14 protein-coding genes, 1 pseudogene and 1 riboswitch are annotated in these 20,732 nt (G+C 51.3%); of the genes and pseudogenes, 10 read left to right on the top strand and 5 right to left on the bottom strand.

Annotated features, from left to right (window positions below; all coding sequences use genetic code 11):
• Positions 1–326 precede the first annotated feature (326 nt).
• The 4 genes from metA (at position 327) to aceK (ending at position 6,355) form a co-directional block, all read left to right on the top strand.
• Positions 327–1,256, top strand: coding sequence for a homoserine O-acetyltransferase MetA (gene metA, locus MES37_RS05655; RefSeq protein WP_133523052.1), 930 nt, complete (start codon positions 327–329; stop codon positions 1,254–1,256).
• A gap of 259 nt (positions 1,257–1,515) precedes the next feature.
• A complete protein-coding gene (gene aceB, locus MES37_RS05650) occupies positions 1,516–3,114 on the top strand; it encodes a malate synthase A (RefSeq protein WP_133523051.1) in 1,599 nt (532 codons plus the stop codon).
• A 33-nt stretch (positions 3,115–3,147) separates the two neighbouring features.
• Complete coding sequence (gene aceA, locus MES37_RS05645; protein ID WP_064541328.1) at positions 3,148–4,455, top strand: isocitrate lyase; 1,308 nt, start codon at positions 3,148–3,150, stop codon at positions 4,453–4,455.
• 157 nt (positions 4,456–4,612) lie between these two features.
• On the top strand, positions 4,613–6,355 hold the full coding sequence (aceK, locus tag MES37_RS05640; protein WP_064541325.1) for a bifunctional isocitrate dehydrogenase kinase/phosphatase: 1,743 nt from the start codon (positions 4,613–4,615) through the stop codon (positions 6,353–6,355).
• Here aceK and iclR read toward each other — a convergent pair.
• Positions 6,352–7,185 carry a glyoxylate bypass operon transcriptional repressor IclR gene (gene iclR, locus MES37_RS05635; RefSeq protein ID WP_064541323.1) on the bottom strand — a complete coding sequence of 278 codons (834 nt, stop codon included), beginning with the start codon at positions 7,183–7,185 and terminating at the stop codon, positions 6,352–6,354. The genes aceK and iclR overlap by 4 nt on opposite strands.
• Positions 7,186–7,370: 185 nt before the next feature.
• Here iclR and metH point away from each other — a divergent pair, with 185 nt between their 5' ends.
• The 4 genes from metH (at position 7,371) to rluF (ending at position 14,368) form a co-directional block, all read left to right on the top strand.
• The gene (gene metH / locus MES37_RS05630) at positions 7,371–11,054 is read left to right on the top strand and encodes a methionine synthase (protein ID WP_064541318.1); all 3,684 of its coding nucleotides are present in this window, start codon (positions 7,371–7,373) and stop codon (positions 11,052–11,054) included.
• A gap of 242 nt (positions 11,055–11,296) precedes the next feature.
• Positions 11,297–12,925, top strand: coding sequence for a Na/Pi cotransporter family protein (locus tag MES37_RS05625; RefSeq protein WP_064541300.1), 1,629 nt, complete (start codon positions 11,297–11,299; stop codon positions 12,923–12,925).
• A gap of 64 nt (positions 12,926–12,989) precedes the next feature.
• Positions 12,990–13,400: a hypothetical protein gene (locus tag MES37_RS05620; protein WP_237930344.1), complete on the top strand. Its 411-nt coding sequence runs from the start codon at positions 12,990–12,992 to the stop codon at positions 13,398–13,400.
• Positions 13,401–13,495: 95 nt separating this feature from the next.
• Complete coding sequence (gene rluF, locus MES37_RS05615) at positions 13,496–14,368, top strand: 23S rRNA pseudouridine(2604) synthase RluF (RefSeq protein WP_064541294.1); 873 nt, start codon at positions 13,496–13,498, stop codon at positions 14,366–14,368.
• Here the strand turns inward: rluF and MES37_RS05610 are convergent, their stop codons facing one another.
• The 4 genes and pseudogenes from MES37_RS05610 to MES37_RS05595 all read right to left on the bottom strand — a co-directional run.
• Positions 14,369–14,641 (bottom strand): DUF3811 domain-containing protein, encoded by a 273-nt coding sequence (locus MES37_RS05610; protein ID WP_064541291.1) that lies wholly within the window; start codon positions 14,639–14,641, stop codon positions 14,369–14,371. It abuts the gene before it with no gap.
• Between the two features lie 196 nt (positions 14,642–14,837).
• Positions 14,838–15,785: a ketopantoate/pantoate/pantothenate transporter PanS gene (panS, locus tag MES37_RS05605; protein WP_064541288.1), complete on the bottom strand. Its 948-nt coding sequence runs from the start codon at positions 15,783–15,785 to the stop codon at positions 14,838–14,840.
• A gap of 92 nt (positions 15,786–15,877) precedes the next feature.
• Positions 15,878–17,233, bottom strand: coding sequence for a lysine-sensitive aspartokinase 3 (gene lysC / locus MES37_RS05600; RefSeq protein ID WP_064541285.1), 1,356 nt, complete (start codon positions 17,231–17,233; stop codon positions 15,878–15,880).
• Between the two features lie 157 nt (positions 17,234–17,390).
• A riboswitch (Lysine riboswitch) is annotated at positions 17,391–17,624 on the bottom strand.
• A gap of 51 nt (positions 17,625–17,675) precedes the next feature.
• Positions 17,676–18,140 (bottom strand): annotated as a pseudogene (locus MES37_RS05595) (sodium:proton antiporter); the annotation flags it as partial.
• 319 nt (positions 18,141–18,459) lie between these two features.
• Between MES37_RS05595 and pgi the strand changes: the two are divergent.
• Together pgi and yjbE are read left to right on the top strand one after the other, a co-directional pair.
• Positions 18,460–20,106, top strand: coding sequence for a glucose-6-phosphate isomerase (gene pgi / locus MES37_RS05590; protein ID WP_064541280.1), 1,647 nt, complete (start codon positions 18,460–18,462; stop codon positions 20,104–20,106).
• Between the two features lie 379 nt (positions 20,107–20,485).
• Complete coding sequence (yjbE, locus tag MES37_RS05585) at positions 20,486–20,731, top strand: exopolysaccharide production protein YjbE (RefSeq protein WP_064541276.1); 246 nt, start codon at positions 20,486–20,488, stop codon at positions 20,729–20,731.
• The last annotated feature ends 1 nt before the right edge of the window (position 20,732 follow it).

The raw sequence follows: 20,732 nt of genomic DNA, 5'->3' as shown, positions 1-20,732 counted from the left end.
AGAAGTGAAACGCCGTAGCGCCGATGGTAGTGTGGGGTCTCCCCATGCGAGAGTAGGGAACTGCCAGGCTCCAATTAAGCAAAAAGCCCTGTACTGACGTACAGGGCTTTTTGCTGTCTGCGATTTACGAAAATTACACTCATCTCCTCCCTCTAATCCTCTGAAGATCATGCCTGTACGCAGTTTAATCCACTATTTCTAAAATCCGTGCTTAAGTGAAACATTTTCAACTATCTTATGAATACTCGACATTTGACATATGTCGGGTTATCTTCAGCTATCTGGATGTCTAAACGTTTAAACGTATGTTGTGAGGATATAAGGTTATGCCAATTCGGGTGCAGGATGAGTTACCAGCCGTCAATTTCCTGCGGGATGAGAATGTCTTTGTTATGACTACATCGCGCGCAAGCAACCAGGAGATCCGTCCGCTAAAGGTGCTCATACTTAATCTGATGCCGAAAAAGATTGAGACCGAAAACCAGTTTTTGCGTCTGCTTTCTAACTCTCCCCTGCAGGTTGACGTCCAGCTGTTACGCATCGACTCCCGTGAATCCCGTAATACACCGACTGAACATCTCAACAATTTCTACTGCAACTTCGAAGATATTCAGGATGAAAATTTTGATGGTCTGATTGTCACAGGAGCCCCACTTGGCCTGGTAGAATTTAACGATGTTGCGTATTGGCCACAGATCGAACAGGTGATTCATTGGGCAAAAGATCATGTTACCTCAACACTCTTTGTGTGTTGGGCTGTGCAGGCTGCACTGAATATTCTCTACGGCATCCCTAAACAAACGCGCAATGATAAGCTGTCTGGCGTTTATGCACACAACCTCACTTACCCACATGCCTTGTTAACTCGCGGTTTTGACGACACTTTTCTGGCACCACACTCACGCTACGCAGATTTCCCCGCATCATTGATTCGTGACTATACCGATCTTGAAGTTCTGGCTGAATCAGAAGAGGGGGATGCGTACTTATTTGGCAGCAAAGACAAGCGTATCGCATTTGTCACCGGCCATCCGGAATATGATTCGCACACACTGTCAGGTGAGTATTTCCGCGATGTAGAAGCAGGCTTGAACCCTGAAGTGCCATATAACTATTTCCCTGGTAACGATCCGCAGAAGAAGCCACATGCAACATGGCGTAGCCACGGGAATTTGCTGTTCACCAACTGGCTAAACTACTACGTCTACCAGATCACTCCATTCGATCTGCGCAATATGAATCCAACGCTCGACTAAGCGTTTCAGCATCCCGTCACCTCTACGATCAAGGCACTTTAAGGTGCCTTTTTTGTTTTCTAAAAACACATTCCCCAAATGAATAAATTTTAATTTCATATATATCAATGTGATAAATGATTTTCATTTCAAAAATGGAAATTGTTTTTGATTTTAAAAAATCATGAAGTAGTCTTAACTCTGTTGAATGAAAACCAGACACTGGACGTACCAGATCTATTTGGCATGATCGATGGGATAAGACGAGGGGAGAAATCCAATGACACAACAGACAGTTAGCGCAGAGTTGGCCTTTAGCCAGCCGTTTGGTGAACCAGAGCGACAGATTCTGACGCCTGATGCAGTAGAGTTTCTCAGTGAGCTCGTCACCCGCTTTACACCGCAGCGTAATAAGCTACTGGCGGCACGCATCGTTCAGCAGGCTGAAATTGACGCAGGGAAACTTCCAGATTTTATTTCGGAAACCAGTTCCATTCGTGAATCAGAATGGACTATTCGCGGCATTCCGGCCGATTTACTCGACCGCCGCGTTGAGATCACCGGGCCTGTCGAACGCAAAATGGTGATTAATGCGCTGAATGCTAACGTCAAAGTTTTTATGGCTGACTTTGAAGACTCCCTCGCTCCCAGCTGGAGCAAAGTGATCGACGGCCAAATCAACCTGCGCGACGCCATTCGCGGGACGATCAGCTGGACTAACGAAGCCGGTAAAATCTACCAGTTGAAGCCTGATCCAGCCGTATTAGTCTGCCGTGTTCGTGGCCTGCACTTACCAGAAAAACATGTCACCTGGCGTGATGAGCCTATTCCAGGCAGCTTGTTCGACTTCGCACTCTACTTCTTCCATAACGTGGACGCCTTGCAGGCAAAAGGTAGCGGCCCGTATTTCTACCTGCCAAAAACGCAATCCTGGCAAGAAGCGGCCTGGTGGAGTGAAGTCTTCAGTTTTACTGAAGATCATTTCTCTCTGCCGCGTGGCACCATTAAAGCGACGTTGCTGATTGAAACGCTCCCTGCGGTATTCCAGATGGACGAGATCCTGCATGCGCTGCGAGATCACATTGTGGGGCTGAATTGTGGCCGCTGGGATTACATTTTCAGCTACATCAAGACACTAAAGAATCATCCGGATCGCGTCCTTCCGGACAGGCAGTCCGTCACCATGGACAAACCCTTCCTGAATGCTTATTCGCGCTTGCTGATTAAAACCTGTCATCGCCGTGGTGCTTTTGCTATGGGCGGCATGGCGGCATTTATTCCAAGTAAAGACAGCCAGCGTAATGATTGGGTGCTCAATAAAGTCAAAGCGGATAAGCAAATGGAAGCGACCAATGGCCATGACGGCACATGGATTGCGCATCCGGGCCTTGCTGACACAGTGATGGAGGTCTTTAGCAAAGCGTTGGGCGACGATAAAAACCAGCTTCCTGTTTTGCGTGAAGAAGACGCACCGATTACTGCCGCACAACTGCTTGAACCTTGTCCTGGTGAGCGCACAGAAGCGGGTATGCGAGCCAATATTCGCGTGGCGGTGCAGTACATCGAAGCATGGATTTCTGGCAATGGTTGCGTACCGATTTACGGCTTGATGGAAGATGCTGCGACCGCAGAGATTTCCCGTACTTCTATCTGGCAGTGGATTCATCATGAAAAAACGTTGAGTAACGGTGAGACAGTCACTAAGGCGCTGTTCAGCCAAATGCTGGCTGAAGAAATGTTCGTTATTCAGGAAGAATTAGGTGACAAGCGTTTCAGCCAGGGGCGTTTCGATGAAGCCGCTCGCCTGATGGAGCAAATCACCACTTCCGATACGTTAATCGACTTCCTGACGCTGCCAGGCTACCGCCTGCTTGCCTGAACCCTACACAAATAAAAATATGGAGCATCTGCAATGAAAACCTCACGCACCCAACAAATCCAACAATTACAACAAGACTGGACACAACCACGCTGGGAAGGCATTAAGCGCCCGTATAGCGCAGAAGAAGTCATTAAGCTGCGCGGCTCGGTGAATCCGGAATGTACCCTGGCGCAGAATGGTGCAGCCAGAATGTGGCGTTTGCTGCATGGCGAATCGAAAAAAGGTTATATCAATAGCCTGGGTGCGTTAACTGGCGGGCAAGCGTTACAACAGGCAAAAGCAGGTATTGAAGCCATCTATCTTTCTGGTTGGCAGGTGGCGGCAGATGCCAACCTGGCTTCCAGCATGTACCCGGACCAATCGCTATATCCGGCAAACTCCGTCCCTGCGGTGGTCGATCGGATCAACAATACTTTCCGCCGCGCCGATCAGATCCAATGGGCCTCGAACATTGAAGAAGGGGATCCGCGCTATGTCGATTACTACCTGCCGATCGTCGCCGATGCCGAAGCGGGTTTTGGTGGCGTACTGAACGCATTTGAACTGATGAAATCAATGATTCAGGCCGGTGCCGCTGCCGTTCACTTTGAAGACCAACTGGCATCCGTGAAGAAATGCGGACACATGGGCGGCAAGGTACTGGTACCGACTCAGGAAGCCATTCAGAAACTGGTTGCTGCTCGTCTTGCTGCTGACGTTATGGGCGTACCGACGCTGGTGATTGCCCGTACTGACGCCGATGCTGCGGATTTGATCACCTCTGATTGCGACGAATACGACCGCGAATTTGTCACTGGTGAGCGCACACAAGAAGGCTTCTACCGCACTCGTGCTGGTATCGAACAAGCAATCAGCCGCGGCCTGGCCTATGCGCCGTACGCCGATTTGGTGTGGTGTGAAACGTCAAAGCCAGACCTTGAGCAGGCGCGCCGTTTTGCCGATGCCATTCATGCTCGCTTCCCAGGTAAATTACTGGCCTACAACTGCTCGCCATCATTTAACTGGAAGAAAAATCTTGATGACAAAACCATCGCGTCCTTCCAGGAGGAGCTGTCAGCAATGGGTTACAAATACCAGTTCATTACACTGGCAGGCATTCACAGCATGTGGTTCAACATGTTCGACCTGGCGCACGCTTACGCGCAGGGAGAGGGGATGCGTCATTACGTTGAAAAAGTCCAGCAACCAGAATTTGCCGCAGCACCTGAAGGCTACACCTTCGTTTCCCATCAGCAGGAAGTGGGCACGGGTTATTTCGACCGAGTGACGACGATTATTCAGGGCGGCGCGTCTTCGGTGACGGCGTTAACGGGTTCGACGGAAGAAGAACAGTTCTAAAACAACCCTCATCCCAACCTTCTCCCTGAGGGAGAAGGAGAAAAACACGATCCATCCTTTCTTCCTCAGTTCACAGGGAGAAGGAGAAAACACGATCAATCCCCTCTCCCTTAGGGAGAGGGCCAGGGTGAGGGTGGAAAACACCACGGAGTAACTCATGACTCGTCGGCTGGAACTGTTAATTGCCCACACCATCCTGCAAGGTTTTGACGCGCAGTATGGCCGCTTTCTTGAGATAACTGCCGGAGCGCAGCAGCGCTTCGAGCAGGCTGACTGGCATGCGGTTCAGCGGGCGATGAAAAGCCGCATCCATCTTTATGATCACCATGTTGGCCTGGTGGTGGAGCAATTGCGCTGTATCACGGGCGGCCAAAATACTGACGACGAATTTTTATTGCGTGTTAAAGCGCAGTACACCCAATTGTTACCCGATTACCCTCGTTTCGAAATCGCTGAAAGCTTCTTCAATTCTGTTTATTGTCGCCTCTTCGATCACCGCTCGTTATCTCCCGAGCGGCTTTTTATCTTCAGCTCTCAGGATGAAAAACGTTTCCGTACTATCCCCCGTCCGCTGTCAAAAACCTTTACCCCGGCTTTAGGATGGCAGCCACTTTTGCGTTCCTTGCTCAGAGATTTACCTTTGCGCCTGCCGTGGCAAGATTTAGCACGTGATGCGGGTTACATCATTGCGCATCTCAACGAAACCTTTGGTGCTGAGGCTTTGCAGCAGGCTTCCCTCGACATTGCCAACGAGCTGTTTTATCGCAACAAAGCCGCCTGGCTGGTCGGGAAGCTGGTGCTTCCGACGGGCAAGGTGCCGTTTTTGCTGCCGATTCATCGCACCGATGACGGATATTTAGTGGTGGATACCTGCTTAACCAGCAGCGCCGAAGCCAGCATTGTTTTTGGTTTCGCCCGTTCCTACTTTATGGTTTATGCCCCACACCCTGCGGCTCTGGTGGAATGGTTACGTGAGCTGCTCCCCGGCAAAACCACCGCTGAACTGTATATGGCGATTGGCTGCCAGAAACACGGTAAAACCGAAAGTTATCGTGAATATCTGACCTACATTTCTGCTACCGATGAGCAGTTTATTGAAGCGCCAGGCATTCGTGGCATGGTGATGCTGGTGTTTACGCTCCCCGGTTTTGATCGGGTATTTAAGGTGATTAAAGACAAGTTTGCGCCGCAAAAAGAGGTGACCGCCGAACGCGTGCGCGAATGCTATCAACTGGTCAAAGAGCACGATCGTGTCGGGCGCATGGCCGATACCCAGGAGTTTGAAAACTTTGTGCTGTCTAAACATCAAATTAGCCAGCCGCTGTTGGCATTATTACAGCAGGAAGTTCCTGAAAAACTCACCGACCTCGGTGACCGCATCGCCATCAGCCATCTTTATATTGAACGCCGAATGGTGCCGCTGAATTTGTGGCTGGAACAGGTCGAAGGCCAGCAATTACGAGATGCCGTTGAGGAATATGGCAACGCGATTCGCCAGCTTGCGGCGGCGAATATTTTCCCCGGTGACATGCTGTTTAAGAACTTTGGCGTGACACGCCACGGGCGGGTGGTGTTCTACGATTACGATGAAATTTGCTATATGACCGAGGTGAATTTCCGCGACGTCCCGCCGCCGCGTTATCCGGAGGACGAACTCTCTGCCGAGCCGTGGTACAGCGTGGCGCCAGGCGACGTGTTCCCTGAAGAATTCCGCCACTACTTATGCGCCGACCCGCGTATTCGCCAGATATTTGATGAAATGCACAGCGACTTGTTCCGTGCGGATTACTGGCGCGCATTGCAGGAGCGTATCCGCAACGGGCATGTGGAAGATGTTTTTGCTTATCGCAAACGTCAGCGGTTTATTCTCCGTTTCGGAGAATTGAAGCAGGCGGGTTAACGCCCGCCGCCGTAAGCCTGGGTAATCTCTTTGGCTGCTTTTATCACTAACGCACCCAACTCGGTTACGCGATCATCTGTCACGCGAGAAATTGGCCCGGAAATCGAAATCGCCGCAAACGCTTCATGATGCTCATCATAAATACACGCCGCCACACAACGCAGCCCCAGCGCATGTTCTTCATCATCAAATGAATAACCGCGTTTGCGGGTTTGCGCTAAATCTTCTTTCAGATGCAGCGGGGAAGTGAGCGTGGCAGGCGTATAGCTGTGCAGCCCTTTGCGGTGCAGCAACGTCACGACTTCGTCATCACTCAGATTGGCGAGAAACACCTTGCCTGCGCCAGAGGCATGCATCGGCAATTTGCCACCAATGGGTGCCGACATCCGCATCAGTTGAGCGCATTGCACCTGGTCGATAATAATCGCCTGATGGTCGCTATGGTCAAGCACCGCCAGATTCACCGTTTCGCCGGAATCTTCCATCAGCTTGCGCAGCATCGGGTGAACAATCGCTAACAGATTACGGCTTTGCAGGAAGCTACTGCCGACGACAAACGCATGTGCGCCAATCGTCCAGTGGCCCAAATCGCCAATCTGGCGAACAAAGCCAAGTTGCTGCATGGTAGTCAGCAGACGATGCGTAGTGGAATTAGGTAAGCCAGCTTGCTGTGCAAGTTCAGTGAGTGCCACGCTACCGTGCGATTCGGCAATCCATTCAAGCAGTTTCAAACCGCGAGTTAATGACTGAACCTGTCCGGTAGGCTGTGGTGCAGCCACTGTGGCTGTACGTGGCTTTTTTCCACGTTTGGCGGGAACGGCAGCGACCATAACTGACTCCTGTTTTCATATCGTGGAAATCATTTTCGTTTTATTTGGCGATAATGCAACCTGCATCCAACTCATCGGATCAGTCAGGTGAACATGTCTCATGTTCCATTGCTTTGCGCCCATTACAACTTGTGACAGTATGATTGGTTAGGCTGACAGGCTTGGGTAAACAGGTGGGAGCGAGAGTGAGCAATAAATTAGAAAAACTGCATCAGCAGTTGCAGCAACGCATTTTGGTACTGGATGGTGGTATGGGAACCATGATCCAGAGCTACCGTCTTGATGAGAGCGATTTCCGGGGTGAACGCTTTGCAGACTGGCCGTGTGACCTGAAAGGGAACAACGATTTGCTGGTGCTGAGCAAACCGGAAATTATTGCCGCCATTCACTACGCCTACTTTGAAGCCGGTGCCGACATCGTCGAAACCAACACCTTCAACTCAACAACCATCGCGATGGCGGATTACCAAATGGAATCCCTGTCGGCGGAAATTAACTACGAGGCGGCAAAACTTGCCCGCGCTTGTGCCGATGAATGGACCGCCCGCACACCGGAAAAACCGCGCTACGTGGCTGGGGTATTAGGCCCAACCAACCGTACTGCGTCTATTTCACCTGACGTGAACGACCCGGCATTCCGTAACGTCACTTTTGATCAGCTGGTGGAGGCTTATCGCGAATCCACGCGTGCGCTGGTGGAAGGCGGTGCAGATCTCATCATGATTGAAACGGTGTTCGATACCCTGAACGCCAAAGCCGCTATTTTTGCGGTGAAAACCGAATTTGAAGCGCTGGGTGTCGACCTGCCAATCATGATCTCCGGCACCATTACCGACGCCTCAGGCCGCACCCTTTCCGGGCAAACCACCGAAGCTTTCTATAACTCATTACGCCATGCCGATGCGCTGACCTTCGGCCTGAACTGTGCGTTGGGGCCAGATGAACTGCGTCAGTACGTGGCTGAGCTTTCACGCATTGCTGACTGCTATGTCACCGCACACCCGAACGCCGGCCTGCCAAATGCTTTTGGTGAATACGATCTCGATGCCGATGAAATGGCGCGCCAGATTGGCGAATGGGCGCAGGCAGGTTTCCTGAACATCATCGGCGGCTGCTGCGGTACCACGCCTGCGCACATCGCGGCGATGAGCAAAGCCGTTGAAGGCGTTGCTCCGCGTAAACTACCAGACCTGCCAGTGGCATGCCGTCTGGCAGGGCTTGAGCCGCTAAACATCGGCGCTGACAGCCTGTTCGTCAACGTCGGTGAACGTACCAACGTCACCGGCTCCGCCAAATTTAAGCGCCTGATCAAAGAAGAAAAATATAACGAAGCGCTAGAAGTGGCATTGCAACAGGTCGAAAGTGGCGCGCAAATCATCGACATCAACATGGATGAAGGGATGCTCGATGCCGAAGCGGCGATGGTGCGTTTCCTCAACCTGATTGCCGGTGAACCAGATATCGCCCGCGTGCCAATCATGATTGACTCCTCGAAATGGGACGTCATCGAAAAAGGCCTGAAGTGCATTCAGGGCAAAGGCATCGTTAACTCCATCTCAATGAAAGAAGGTGTTGAGGCATTTATCCATCACGCCAAACTGGTGCGCCGCTACGGTGCCGCGATGGTGGTGATGGCGTTTGACGAAGTCGGCCAGGCTGATACTCGCGAGCGCAAAATCGAAATTTGCCGCCGCGCCTATAAAATTCTGACTGAAGAAGTCGGCTTCCCGCCAGAAGACATTATTTTCGACCCGAATATCTTTGCTGTCGCGACCGGAATCGAAGAGCACAACAACTACGCCCAGGATTTTATCGGCGCGTGTGCTGACATTAAACGCGAACTGCCGCATGCGATGATTTCCGGCGGCGTGTCGAACGTGTCGTTCTCCTTCCGTGGCAACGACCCGGTGCGCGAAGCCATTCACGCCGTATTCCTCTATTACGCCATCCGTAACGGCATGGACATGGGCATCGTTAACGCCGGGCAACTGGCGATTTACGATGATTTGTCTGCGGAGTTGCGTGATGCCGTCGAAGACGTGATCCTCAACCGTCGTGATGACAGTACCGAACGTTTGCTGGATCTGGCCGAGAAATATCGCGGTAGCAAAAGTGATGACGGCGCGGCCGCGCAACAAGCCGAATGGCGTAGCTGGGACGTGAAAAAGCGCCTTGAATACTCACTCGTGAAAGGTATCACTGAGTTTATTGAACTCGACACCGAAGAAGCTCGTCAGCAGGCTGAACGCCCGATTCAGGTTATTGAGGGCCCGCTGATGGATGGCATGAACGTGGTTGGCGACCTGTTTGGCGAAGGGAAAATGTTCCTGCCGCAGGTGGTGAAATCTGCCCGCGTGATGAAACAGGCGGTGGCGTATCTCGAACCGTACATTGAAGCCAGCAAAGAAAAAGGCTCAACCAACGGCAAAATCGTGCTCGCCACGGTGAAAGGCGATGTCCACGACATCGGCAAAAATATCGTCGGGGTGGTGTTGCAATGTAACAACTACGAAATCATCGACCTTGGCGTAATGGTGCCAACCGAGAAGATTTTGAAAACCGCCCGCGAAGTCGGCGCAGACATTATCGGCCTCTCTGGGTTGATTACACCGTCGTTGGACGAAATGGTCAACGTCGCCAAAGAGATGGAGCGCCAGGGCTTTACGTTGCCGCTGCTGATTGGCGGGGCGACCACTTCTAAAGCGCATACGGCGGTAAAAATCGAGCAAAACTACAGTGGCCCAACGGTTTACGTGCAAAACGCCTCGCGCACCGTTGGCGTGGTTTCAGCGCTACTCTCGCCAACACAGCATGACGATTTCGTAGAACGTACACGCAAAGAATATGTCACCGTGCGTACCCAACATGGCCGTAAAAAACCGCGCACTCCACCGGTGTCGCTTGCTGCCGCACGTGAAAACGATCTGGCATTTGATTGGTCAAGCTACACGCCTCCGGTACCACACCGCCCGGGTGTGCAGGAAGTGACCGCCAGCATCGAAACGCTGCGCAATTACATCGACTGGACGCCATTCTTTATGACCTGGTCGCTGGCCGGGAAATATCCGCGCATCCTTGAAGATGAAGTGGTGGGTGAAGAGGCACAGCGCCTGTTTAAAGATGCTAACGATATGCTGGACAAACTGCATACCGAAAAACTCCTGACGCCGCGTGGCGTGGTGGGGATTTTCCCGGCAAACCGCGTGGATGATGACATTGAAATCTACCGCGATGAATCTCGTACCCAGGTACAAACTGTGGCGCACCATCTGCGTCAGCAGACCGAGAAAGTCGGTTTTGCCAACTACTGTCTGGCTGATTTTGTCGCGCCAAAACATAGTGGCAAAGAAGATTACATCGGCGCGTTTGCGGTCACTGGCGGTATGGAAGAAGACGCACTGGCAGAAGGTTATGAAGCGCAGCATGATGATTACAACAAAATCATGGTGAAAGCGTTGTCTGACCGTCTGGCTGAAGCGTTTGCTGAATATCTGCATGAGCGGGTGCGTAAAGTTTACTGGGGCTATGCACCAACAGAAAACCTCAGCAACGAAGAGCTTATCCGCGAAAACTACCAGGGGATTCGCCCGGCACCGGGCTATCCGGCCTGCCCGGAACACACTGAAAAAGCGACTATCTGGGAATTGCTGGATGTAGAAAACGTGATCGGCATGAAACTTACCGAGTCCTACGCCATGTGGCCTGGTGCTTCCGTTTCTGGTTGGTACTTCAGCCATCCTGACAGCAAATACTACGCTGTAGCGCAGATTCAACGTGACCAGGTGGAAGATTACGCGCGTCGCAAAGGGATGTCGGTGACCGATGTTGAACGCTGGTTAGCTCCGAACCTGGGCTACGACGCGGACTAACATTCGCACGCCTTCATCCCAACCTTCTCTCCCAGGAGAAGGAGCACACCGTTTATGCCCTCTCCCTCGTGGAGAGGAGCTTACCACCTTATTCCCTCTCCCTCGTGGAGAGGCGCTTCCCGCCTTATTCCCTCTCCCTCAGGGAGAGGGTCAGGGTGAGGGTGGTTTACATCTCGAATCGTTTAATTGTCGCCAGGCGTTATATACTGGAATTTATTAAGTAAAAACCTCCAGGAGAACGCGTGCTTACTTTACTGCATCTGCTTTCTGCGGTGGCGCTACTGGTCTGGGGCACACACATTGTGCGTACCGGCATCATGCGAGTGTATGGGGCCAATCTCCGTAGCGTGCTTAGCCGCAGTGTTGAAAAAAAACCTTTCGCCTTCTGCGCGGGTATTGGTGTCACCGCGCTGGTGCAAAGCAGCAACGCGACCACCATGTTGGTGACCTCGTTTGTTGCCCAGGATTTGGTGGCTCTCACACCGGCGCTGGTCATCGTGCTGGGCGCGGATGTAGGGACGGCGCTGATGGCGCGAATCCTGACTTTCGATCTTTCCTGGCTGTCGCCGCTACTCATCTTCCTTGGCGTGATTTTCTTCCTCAGCCGTAAACAGACGCGGGCGGGCCAACTCGGGCGCGTCGGTATCGGCCTTGGGTTGATTTTATTGGCGCTGGAATTGATTGTTGCCGCCGTCACGCCGATAACCCAGGCTTCCGGTGTACAGGTGATTTTCGCCTCGCTAACAGGCGACATCATGCTCGATGCACTGATTGGCGCGATGTTTGCGATTATCAGTTATTCCAGCCTCGCTGCCGTGTTGCTGACCGCCACGCTGACCTCTGCCGGTATCATCTCGTTTGATGTCGCGCTGTGTCTGGTGATTGGTGCTAACCTCGGTTCTGGCCTGTTGGCGATGATCAACAACAGCACCGCGAATGCAGCGGCGCGCCGAGTCGCGTTAGGGAGCCTGCTGTTCAAGCTGGTGGGCGGTATCATCGTGCTGCCATTCGTGCATATTCTGGCGGATGCGATGCAGAAACTGTCGCAGCCGGAATCTGAACTGGTTATCTATTTCCACGTCTTCTACAACCTGATTCGCTGCCTGGCGATGGTGCCGTTTGCCGGGGCGATGGCGCGTTTTTGCCGTAGGGTGATTAGCGAAGTCCCTGAAGTCGATGCGCGTATGAAGCCGAAACATCTGGATGTCACCGCGCTGGATACTCCGGCGCTTGGGCTATCGAACGCTGCGCGTGAAACCTTACGCATGGGGGATGTGCTTGAGCAAATGCTGGATACCTGGAGCAAGGTGATGCACGGCGAACCGCGCCAGGAAAAAGAGCTGCGCAAACTCGCTGACGACGTCGATGTGCTGTATACCGCGATTAAACTGTATATGGCGCAGATGCAGAAAGAAGAGCTGGCGGAAGTCGAATCGCGACGCTGGGCGGAAATTATCGAGATGTCGCTAAACCTCGAACAGGCGGCGGATATTCTCGAACGTATGGGTAGTGAAGTCGCCGATAAATCGTTAGCTGCGCGCCGGGCGTTTTCCCCGGATGGCCTGAAAGAACTGGATATTCTGCTTCAGCAACTCACCAGCAACCTGAAACTCAGTCTGTCGGTATTCTTCTCCGCGGATGTGAACAGCGCGCGCCGTTTGCGCCGTAATAAACATCGCTTCCGCATTCTGAACCGCCGCTTCTCGCATGCCCACGTTGATCGTCTGCATCAGCAAAACGTGCAGAGTATCGAAACCAGCTCACTTCATCTGGGCTTGCTCGGCGATATGAAGCGCCTGAACTCGTTATTCTGCGCCGTGGCCTACAGCGTTCTGGAACAACCCGACGATGATGATCGTGATGAATACTAATTTTCCTGCATGAATCATCAGCTTATAATCCGTTCTGTTGATGGATTAAAAATGGAATTTAATGATGAAGCTAAAACTAAAACAGATGTTGGCAGGCGTAGTGTGTATTGCAGCATTGGCAGGATGTTCGGCGTTAGACAGGACTGAACCGGTTCGCACGCCACGGACGATAATCACCTCTCATGTCACGACTGAGCAGGTTAAGGAGGCGATTATCAATGCCGGGCAAGGGCGCGACTGGATTATGTCGGTAGCGGGGCCTGGCGTCATTAATGCGACACAAAACATTCGCAAGCACAGCGTCACTGTGCGTATTAACTACAGCGAGAAAGATTACTCAATTAACTATGTAAACAGCGTGAATTTACTGGCCTCTGGTGGCGAAATTCACCGCTCGTATAATCATTGGGTCAATAACCTCGATAAAGATATTCAGAAACGGTTAGCCATTGTTGCGGCGACACCTGCAAAATAAACACCCCTCTACGGGCAATGAACTTCGCGTTTGTTGCCCGAGTCTGTTCGCATCGCCCCTCAGGTAAGGTATATTCCAGGTTTTACGGAGGAACCATGCTGACCAACTCATCTATACGTCTGAACAAATACATTAGCGAGAGCGGTATCTGCTCCCGTCGTGATGCCGATCGTTACATCGAACAGGGAAATGTTTTCATCAACGGCAAACGCGCCGCGATTGGCGACCAGGTATTTGCCGGAGATGTGGTGAAGGTCAACGGTCAGTTAATTGAACCCCGTGATGAAGACGACCTGGTGCTTATCGCGCTGAACAAGCCTGTGGGTATCGTGAGTACCACCGAAGATGGCGAAAAAGACAACATTGTCGATTTTGTTAACCACAGTAAACGCGTGTTCCCGATTGGCCGTTTAGATAAAGACTCCCAGGGGTTGATTTTCCTCACCAATCACGGCGATTTGGTGAATAAAATCCTGCGTGCCGGGAATGACCATGAAAAAGAGTACGTCGTCACGGTCAATAAACCAGTCACCGACGAGTTCATTCGTGGCATGGGCGCAGGTGTGCCTATGCTGGGAACGGTCACCAAGAAATGCAAAGTGAAGAAAGAAGCGCCGTTTGTGTTTCGCATCACTTTGGTACAAGGGCTTAACCGTCAGATTCGCCGTATGTGCGAACATTTTGGTTATGAAGTGACGAAGCTTGAGCGGACTCGCATTATGAACGTCAGCATGAAAGGGGTGCCGCTGGGTGAATGGCGTGATTTAACCGATGATGAATTGGTTGAGCTGTTTAAATTGATTGAGAACTCTTCTTCCGAGGCGAAGCCTGCGAAAAAGCCAAAATCCAAACCTACCGTTGCCAAAAAACCGGTAAGTGCAGGGCCAAAGAGCAGCGCGAAAACCCCGGCAGAGCTTGCTTCGCGCAAACGCTTTGCCCAGCCAGGGCGCAAAAAGAAAGGGCGCTAGTTAGCGCTTTCCGCGTGAATGGCTGTTGGCAGACCAGGAATAGGTTGCAGAAGTATCTGGTTTTGCTGCTTTTTGCTTTTTGATTTGGCGAACTTTTTTAGCTGCTTGTTCACGCGCTTCCATTAGTTGGTCGATATAAGTTTTTTTAACGTGGTTGATTTCTGAGTTTGTCAGGGGACGACCATGGGCGATGCGTGCGCGGTCTAGCCGCGTTTTCAATTCGCGCTGCTCGGCTTCGGTCATATCTTGTTGTGTCAGTCTTGATGTGGACATTGTTGCGGCCTCTTAAGAAGTGGCCTCCAGTGTAAAGCAAAGTGCCCGCTAGCTCAGTAAAAATCAGCGTCTGGTCGCAAAGTTACCCTAAAATGTTGGTAAATATGCTCAGTTGCAATGGCAAGATTGTCATCGTTTCGCTGAGTTAAAAGCAAAAAGCCCGGATTCCCGGGCAGTTTGCTCAATCAGAGTTGAATCAGGCGCGGCGTTTTTTCAAATGCTTACCGTTGTTTTCATCAATCGGTTTGCCAGACCAGTAACCCGCCAGAATCGAGCCGGACAGATTGTGCCACACCGAGAACAGTGCGCCAGGTAGTGCAGCTAATGGCGAGAAGTAGATCTTACCGAGAGTCGCCGCAAGGCCTGAGTTCTGCATACCCACTTCAATTGCCAGTGTGCGGCACGTGGATTCATCAAATCCAAACAGCTTCCCGCCCCAATATCCGCTCAGTAACCCAATACCGTTATGCAAAATCACAGCGATGATAACCATCAGGCCAACAGACGCGATATGCGAAGCCGAACCCGCCACTACGGCACTGATAATCGCCAGAATACAGAGCATCGAAAACGCCGGTAAATAGGGCTCTACACGCTTTACAAGGCGCGGGAAAAGATGATGCACAATCAATCCAAGGCCAATCGGAATGACCACGATTTGCAGGATGCTAAGCAACATACCCACTATATCCACTTTGATATCCGCATCGACATACAAACGCGTCAGCAAAGGTGTCGCAAAAACCCCGACCAGTGTGGAAACCGAGGAAATGGTTACTGAGAGCGCCACATCGCCTTTTGCCAGATAAATCATCACGTTTGAGGCTGTGCCACTTGCCACACTTCCTACCAGAACCATGCCTGCGGAAAGGTCAGGTGGCATATGGAACAGCTTTGCCAGAACCCATGCTGCCAGCGGCATGATCAAATAGTGCAGAAAAGTCCCTGCCGCAACAGGAGCTGGGCGTGATAGCACCCGTTTAAAATCATCTATGCGCAGATGCACACCCATACCAAACATAATCAGCATCAACAGCGTGCTGACCCACGGGCCGATGGGAGTGAACGTTGCGGGAGTGTAATAGGCGAGTACAGACAGCAGAACCGCCCAGAGCGGAAACAGCCGGGTGAATACAGCGAGCATATTGAGATCCTTGCAAGTGTTGTGTTGTTTTATGGTTATAAAAATGCCGGGATCGAGCCCGGCACTTGGTATTCATGGCATGAGATTAAAATTTATTCAAACAGATTGTGATGAAGTTTTTGCACCACTTGTTCAACATCGTCTCCCGGCACCAGGAAGCACAGGTTATAGCTGGATGCGCCGTAGCAAATCATGCGGATATTGAACGGCTCGAGTACGCCGAAGACCTCTTTACCCACGCCACAAGCTTTGGACAGGTTGTTACCGATGATAGCGACCAACGCGAGGTTTTCTTCCACTTCCACACGGCATAACGAAGAAAGTTCGGTCAGCAATGCAGTGGTCAGCAGGCTTTCATCGGTAGACGTTGAGCCGGTGGTATCCAGCGTCAGTGCGATGCTCACTTCGGAAGTGGTAATCAAATCTACGGAAATATTGTGGTGTGCCAGAATATTGAACACTTCTGCGAGGAAGCCGTGAGCATGCAGCATACTCAGGCTGTTTAGTGTCACCAGGGTTTGCTTGCGACGGACCGCCAGCGCACGGAACAACGGCGGATTATCGGTTTGGTTGCACACCAGAGTGCCACCCGCTTTGGGATCTTTGCTGGAGCCAACAAACACCGGAATATCGCAACGCACAGCAGGCAGTAATGTTGCAGGATGCAGGACTTTTGCACCGAATGTCGCCATTTCAGCGGCTTCTTCGAAGGCGATTTTATCGATGCGTTTTGCCGCTGGCACCATGCGTGGATCGGTGGTGTAAATGCCCGGAACGTCAGTCCAGATATCTACACGGGTTGCTTTCAACGCTTCACCCAACAGTGCCGCAGTATAGTCGCTGCCGCCACGGCCAAGCGTAGTGGTGCGGCCTTTGGCTTCGCTACCGATAAAGCCTTGAGTAATCACCAGAGATTGTACCAGACGCGGTTGAAGTTGCTGGGTCGCCAGTTCTGCTAAGGTTGCCACATCCGGTTCAGCACGGCCAAAACGGTCGTTGGTACGCATGATTTTACGAATATCAAACCATTGCGCATCCACTTTGCGTTCACGCAGGATTTCGACAAACAGCAGCGTAGACATTAATTCACCGTGGCTGACCAGTTCGTCAGTTAACGCGGTGGATGTCGCCAGTGATGCGGCTTCAGCAAGCGTGGTGATGTTTTCCAGCAGGCGTTCAATCTCTTCGCGGATAATCTGCGGATTAGCCAAACGCTCGACGATGTCATATTGAATTTTGCGAATAGCATCGAGCTTAACGAAACGCTCGGTCGCTTCCAGGCCTTGCGCCAGGGCAACCAGTAAATTGGTGATACCCGCAGAAGCGGAAAGCACCACTACGCGAACGTTTTCATCAGCAAGCACAACATCGGCGCTGCGGTTCATTGCGTCGTAATCGGCTACGCTTGTGCCGCCAAATTTGGCAATAACGGTTTGTGGGTAAGACATTACAACCTCGTGTCAGGGACCAATCCGTCATTCTTCAACCTGCATCTTTGTTGGATACACTCGAATCATTACGGGGTAATGGCATTAAATTTTCAGCCTTGGCACAAGGGGGGAGCGGGAAAGGGGCAGACGTAGAAAAGAAGACTGAACTACGGATACACCCAGAAGCGCCCCACCTTGTCTACCCAGAGTCTGTACATCACAGCGCAATATTCCGGGTATAAGCATCCAACTGCCGAATGCTTCAGGTGACAACCCAAGGGATTCAGCCCTTGTAGTCGATAATATCCGCTGCCATACGCACATTACCTCGGCGTCGCTCCCCCTCCTGTGTCGTCTTCGGATTGGCTCCTCAAACACGATACCTGGGCGACGCACCTCTTCTGGCTTACTCACAAGTGAGCAAGTAGCCGTATACAAATAAAATGGAACGCGACAGAAGTCAACGCCTGGAAGTTGAGGAGTTTTCATTCTGCACCAGTGCAATCAGGGTGCAGGGTAAGGTCGGAGCAGTGGGGTCATTTATAGCAGTAGTTTTTCCTTCTTCCAGACGGGAAAATAATGGCACTACACCGCGATTTTTCTCCAAATAATCCAGCCAGCCAAAATTTTCATTTAGTCGCGTCGCTTTGATGGTTGCACCTTTGGCCAACTGACTGCTTAAACTGCTCCAGGTGACATCTTCAGGAAAAAATTTCTCGTGACGACGAAAACGAGCACTTTCGTTGCTGGTTCGACCTTTTAATGCGGAACCGGAGCGGATGGAAAAAACATTTTCACTGCCGAAAATATGGCTGAAATGATAAACCGCCAGTGCGTTTTGATGCCGATTGGGCGAAAGTGCCAGCACTTGCGCAATATTGCTTAAATCGAAGTAGTTTTCCGCATGTTCAGACCACGCGTTCCCGAGCAACCATCCAAACAGCCCGCCGCAGGCTAAACCGACCACCACAGTCTGCGCCGCCAGTGAGCTGATGGTGATAATCACCAATAGAAGAGGTACGGACAGTTCCGTAAATTTTTTACCTTACCTGGATTACGAAGCCATACTGTTTTTCTCAGTGTAGACGCGCTCTGCGTGGGCGGAACCAGGCGCGACGACTTTTTAGCTGGCACATAATCTGAAACGGTATTCCCGATACAAGGGTAGAAAAATCATCACAAATCCCGTTTTGTGGATATACAATTGACCGCAGTCACAGTTCTCAAATCAAAAGGGTATCGCTATGAAAAATATCAACCCAACGCAGACCGCTGCATGGCAGGCTTTGCAGGCGCATTTTGACGAAATGAAAGACGTCACCATCGCTGAGCTTTTCGCGCAGGATGCCGACCGTTTTGCTAAGTTCTCCGCTACTTTCGACGATTCAATGCTGGTGGATTACTCCAAAAACCGCATCACCGAAGAAACCCTGTCGAAGCTGCAGGCTTTGGCGAAAGAGACTGATTTGCAGGGCGCAATTAAGTCCATGTTCTCTGGTGAGAAGATTAACCGTACTGAAGACCGTGCTGTGCTGCACGTAGCGCTGCGTAACCGTAGCAACACGCCAATCGTCGTTGATGGCAAAGATGTGATGCCAGAAGTGAACGCAGTGCTTGAGAAGATGAAAACCTTCTCCGAAAGCATTATTAGCGGCAACTGGAAAGGCTACACCGGTAAAGCGATTACTGATGTGGTTAACATCGGTATCGGCGGTTCTGATCTTGGCCCATTCATGGTGACCGAAGCGCTGCGTCCGTACAAAAACCACCTCAACATGCACTTTGTGTCTAACGTTGATGGCACGCATATCGCTGAAGTGCTGAAGAACGTTGACCCGGAAACCACGCTGTTCCTGGTTGCCTCTAAAACCTTCACCACTCAAGAAACCATGACCAACGCCCACAGCGCGCGCGACTGGTTCCTGGCAACTGCTGGCGATAACAAACACGTTGCGAAACACTTTGCTGCGTTGTCGACCAACGCGAAAGCTGTCGGTGAGTTTGGTATTGATACTGCCAATATGTTTGAGTTCTGGGACTGGGTCGGTGGCCGTTACTCCCTGTGGTCGGCGATCGGTCTGTCGATCATTCTGTCTGTCGGCTATGAAAACTTTGTTGAACTGTTGTCCGGCGCGCATGCCATGGATAAACACTTCGCCAATACGCCAGCAGAACAAAACCTGCCAGTGCTGTTAGCGCTGATCGGCATCTGGTACAACAACTTCTTTGGTGCTGAAACCGAAGCGATTCTGCCATACGACCAGTACATGCACCGTTTTGCGGCTTACTTCCAGCAAGGCAACATGGAATCCAACGGTAAATACGTTGACCGTAACGGCAACGCTGTTGATTACCAGACTGGCCCAATCATCTGGGGCGAGCCGGGCACTAACGGCCAGCACGCGTTCTACCAGCTGATTCACCAGGGCACCAAAATGGTTCCTTGTGATTTCATCGCACCAGCAACCAGCCATAACCCGCTTTCCGACCACCATCCAAAACTGCTGTCTAACTTCTTCGCGCAGACAGAAGCGCTGGCGTTTGGCAAAGCTCGCGATGTGGTTGAGCAAGAATATGCCGACCAGGGTAAAGACCCGAAAACACTGGAACACGTTGTACCGTTCAAAGTCTTCGAAGGTAACCGCCCAACTAACTCCATCCTGCTACGTGAAATCACACCGTTCAGCCTCGGTGCACTGATTGCGCTGTATGAGCACAAGATCTTCACTCAGGGTGTCATTCTGAACATCTTCACGTTTGATCAGTGGGGCGTGGAATTAGGGAAACAACTGGCTAACCGCATTTTGCCGGAGCTGGGTGATAATGCAGAAATCAGCAGCCACGACTCTTCAACGAATGGCCTGATTAACCGTTACAAGTCCTGGCGCTAATACCCGTCATACTTCAAATATAAGCCGGCGTTATGCCGGCTTATTTATTTAAAGGGGAATATAAGATAATTCCCCTTGCCGCATAATATCTGTTTATTTCTCCGCTGAGGTTAATCCTAAAATTCACTATATCCTGATAATTCAGGAGGTTTACTTTCGGATTAATTAGATTGATATGCTTTTTATAAATATTTTAACCTGTTGTTTTATATGCATATGAATAAAAATTAATATCTGGTTGTTGTTATATTTCCATTTATCTTAAAGCACTGCTGATATTCCCCTCTGCGGCCTAACACTATTACTAGTTGTGTATACTCGAAACCGCCTGAAATTCCTTTTGGGCAAATCTCCATTCATTCAATGAAGGGAAATAGTTATGAAGAAAGTTCTTTATGGCGCTTTAGCCATATTCACGCTGGCAACTGCTGGCGCGGCGAGTGCTGACCCGGTAGCGGTGGGTGAAGCAGCCGGCGCACAAGCAACTTCTGTGTCCGCAGGTAGTTCTACTGCGACCAGCGCCAGCACTGTCGGGTCGGCAGTGGGTGTAGCACTTGCGGCAACCGGTGGCGGCGATGGCTCCAATACCGGAACCACCACTACCACCACGACCAGCACCCGTTAAT

The sequence above is a fragment of the Buttiauxella sp. S19-1 genome (assembly GCF_022134725.1).
In the GTDB taxonomy this organism is placed as follows: domain Bacteria; phylum Pseudomonadota; class Gammaproteobacteria; order Enterobacterales; family Enterobacteriaceae; genus Buttiauxella; species Buttiauxella ferragutiae.
Note: the sequence above shows the minus strand (reverse complement) of the source record. Positions and strands in the feature narration are given on the sequence as shown.

Excerpts from the sequence above, each read along its gene's own strand:
- MES37_RS05610 (WP_064541291.1), bottom strand. The coding sequence starts at position 14,641 with ATGTCCACATCAAGACTGACACAACAAGATATGACCGAAGCCGAGCAG.
- MES37_RS05620 (WP_237930344.1), top strand. The coding sequence starts at position 12,990 with ATGAAGCTAAAACTAAAACAGATGTTGGCAGGCGTAGTGTGTATTGCA.
- lysC (WP_064541285.1), bottom strand. The coding sequence starts at position 17,233 with ATGTCTTACCCACAAACCGTTATTGCCAAATTTGGCGGCACAAGCGTA.
- yjbE (WP_064541276.1), top strand. The coding sequence starts at position 20,486 with ATGAAGAAAGTTCTTTATGGCGCTTTAGCCATATTCACGCTGGCAACT.
- aceK (WP_064541325.1), top strand. The coding sequence starts at position 4,613 with ATGACTCGTCGGCTGGAACTGTTAATTGCCCACACCATCCTGCAAGGT.
- aceA (WP_064541328.1), top strand. The coding sequence starts at position 3,148 with ATGAAAACCTCACGCACCCAACAAATCCAACAATTACAACAAGACTGG.
- iclR (WP_064541323.1), bottom strand. The coding sequence starts at position 7,185 with ATGGTCGCTGCCGTTCCCGCCAAACGTGGAAAAAAGCCACGTACAGCC.
- pgi (WP_064541280.1), top strand. The coding sequence starts at position 18,460 with ATGAAAAATATCAACCCAACGCAGACCGCTGCATGGCAGGCTTTGCAG.
- metA (WP_133523052.1), top strand. The coding sequence starts at position 327 with ATGCCAATTCGGGTGCAGGATGAGTTACCAGCCGTCAATTTCCTGCGG.
- panS (WP_064541288.1), bottom strand. The coding sequence starts at position 15,785 with ATGCTCGCTGTATTCACCCGGCTGTTTCCGCTCTGGGCGGTTCTGCTG.
- rluF (WP_064541294.1), top strand. The coding sequence starts at position 13,496 with ATGCTGACCAACTCATCTATACGTCTGAACAAATACATTAGCGAGAGC.
- aceB (WP_133523051.1), top strand. The coding sequence starts at position 1,516 with ATGACACAACAGACAGTTAGCGCAGAGTTGGCCTTTAGCCAGCCGTTT.